This window comes from Nodosilinea sp. LEGE 07298, assembly GCF_015207265.1.
GTDB lineage: Bacteria > Cyanobacteriota > Cyanobacteriia > Phormidesmidales > Phormidesmidaceae > Nodosilinea.
Genome location: NZ_JADEXE010000531.1, coordinates 1 through 2,170 on the forward strand (window position 1 = coordinate 1; position 2,170 = coordinate 2,170).

General features: G+C 58.5%; 2 protein-coding genes. Both read left to right on the forward strand.

The window, feature by feature from the left end; all coding sequences use genetic code 11:
* Positions 1–37: 37 nt before the first annotated feature.
* Positions 38–607, forward strand: a complete 570-nt coding sequence (locus tag IQ273_RS32700) for a DNA starvation/stationary phase protection protein (protein WP_194027241.1) — start codon at positions 38–40, stop codon at positions 605–607.
* A 352-nt stretch (positions 608–959) separates the two neighbouring features.
* Complete coding sequence (gene nifV, locus IQ273_RS32705; RefSeq protein ID WP_194027242.1) at positions 960–2,078, forward strand: homocitrate synthase; 1,119 nt, start codon at positions 960–962, stop codon at positions 2,076–2,078.
* Positions 2,079–2,170: the final 92 nt, after the last annotated feature.

The window sequence follows — 2,170 nt, forward strand, 5'->3', positions numbered from 1 at the left end:
CACCCATCCACCCATCCACCCCTACCGGAGTCCTCCCATGACCACGACCCAGACCACAACTCAGACCACGACCACAACCCTTGTCCGCGCCTTTGGCGAGGTTGGCCCCAACCCCGTTGGCTTTGAACTCGATGTAAGCGCCGCCATCTGTGAAGGGCTGAACCTGGCCTACGCCAGCTTTCAGGCCCTCTATTTTCAGTACCAAAAGCAGCACTTTGTTGTAGAGGGCGCTGAGTTTTATTCGGTGCACGAGTTCTTTCAAGACAGCTACGGCACCGCTCAGAGCAGTGCCCACGATCTGGCGGAACGGCTCAACGGTCTCGGCGGCATTCCCGCTGGCACCTTTGGCACCCTGGCCGAGCTGTGCTGCTTTACGCCCGAGGCCGATGGAGCCTACACCTGCCGCCAAATGCTCGAAAACGATCTGGCCGCCGAGCAAACCGTGATTGCACTGCTGCGCCGCCTCTCTGCCCAGGCCGAGAGTTTGGGCGATCGCGCCACCCGTTACCTCTACGACGAGATTTTGCTCAAAACCGAAGATCGCGCTTTCCACGTCGATCACTTCCTCACCCACGAAAGTCTCACCCTGGCCTTCGTTGAGTCCTAGGGCGAGCCGCGTAGGTTGGTAAAGCGCCAGCACCACCCAACAAATCCCAACATTGGGTTTTTGAAACCCAATGTTGGGTTCCACTTTCACCCAGCCTACCCATTAAGTTACCCGTTCCTGTTCATGTTCCGTTGCCCCGCACCCTTCACAGGTTTTTATTGTGATAGTCGCTCTTTCCACCACCGCATTCCTGTTGAGTATTGCTCTGATCTTCAAGGGATTTCTGCAATTGCTAGTGGTTGTGCCTACGCCCCATGTAGAACTCACCCAGCCCCAGCCCCACGTTCACCTACCCAAGCCTTAATGTCTGCCTAGCTTTGTTCTCCCACTCTCTCAACCCCCGGTATTCACCATGCCCACCGCAATCTCTATCAACGACACTACCCTCCGCGACGGCGAACAGGCCGCTGGCGTTGCCTTTGGCCTTGAGGAAAAGGTGGCCATAGCCAAATTCCTCGATGCCATTGGCGTTCAGGAGCTGGAGGTGGGCATTCCCGCCATGGGGCGAGACGAGGCCAGGGCAATTCGCGCGATCGCAGACCTGGGCCTCAACGCCCACCTGCTGGGCTGGAACCGAGCCGTGCTCTCCGATATTCAGGCCTCGATTCACTGCGGCTTGAAGCGGGTACACATCTCCATTCCGGTGTCTGAAATTCAAATACAGGTGAAGTTTCAGGGTCGCTGGCTGGCCATGCTGGAGCACCTGCGCGACGCCATTTCCTTTGCCCGTGACCACGGGCTGGAGGTGAGCGTGGGCGGCGAAGACAGCTCCCGTGCTGATGAGAGCTTTTTGATCGACGCCGCCCAGTACGCCCAAGAATGGGGAGCCTTTCGCTTTCGCTTTTGCGACACGGTGGGCATTCTCGACCCCTTTACCACCCACGATAAAGTGCAAAAACTGGTGCAATCCCTAGAGATTCCGGTGGAAATGCACACCCACAACGACCTGGGCCTGGCCACCGCTAATGCCCTGGCCGGAGTGCGGGCCGGAGCCACGTCAGTCAATACCACCGTCAATGGGCTGGGCGAACGGGCTGGCAACGCCGCCCTCGAAGAGGTGGTCATGGCACTGAAGCACCTCTACGGTCTCAAAACTGGCCTTAAAACCCAGCACCTGCTAGAGCTATCCCGCTTTGTAGCCAAAACCGTCAACTGCGCCGTCCCGCCCTGGAAGGCGATCGTCGGCGACAACACCTTTGCCCACGAGTCAGGCATCCACGCCCACGGCGTGCTGCAAAACCCCAGCACCTACGAACCCTTCGACCCCCGCGAAGTCGGTCGCCAGCGCAGTCTGGTAGTGGGCAAACACTCCGGTCGCCACCTGATTCATCAAGTGCTCTCCGACCAGGGCATTCATCTAGATACCGGCCATAGCCAGTCGGTATTGGCCAGCGTCCGCGATCGCGCCGTTGCCTTAAAACGCAGCCTCACCGTCGATGAGTTACTCAGCGTCGTCGCCTCGCAAAGGTAGATGGGAAAGGGGTGGATGGGTAGATGGGTAGATGGGTAGGTGAGATATTGATCCACTACCTTACCTCCCACGCATCTACCCTCTCACTCCCC

Excerpts from the sequence above, each read along its gene's own strand:
- IQ273_RS32700 (WP_194027241.1), top strand. The coding sequence starts at position 38 with ATGACCACGACCCAGACCACAACTCAGACCACGACCACAACCCTTGTC.
- nifV (WP_194027242.1), top strand. The coding sequence starts at position 960 with ATGCCCACCGCAATCTCTATCAACGACACTACCCTCCGCGACGGCGAA.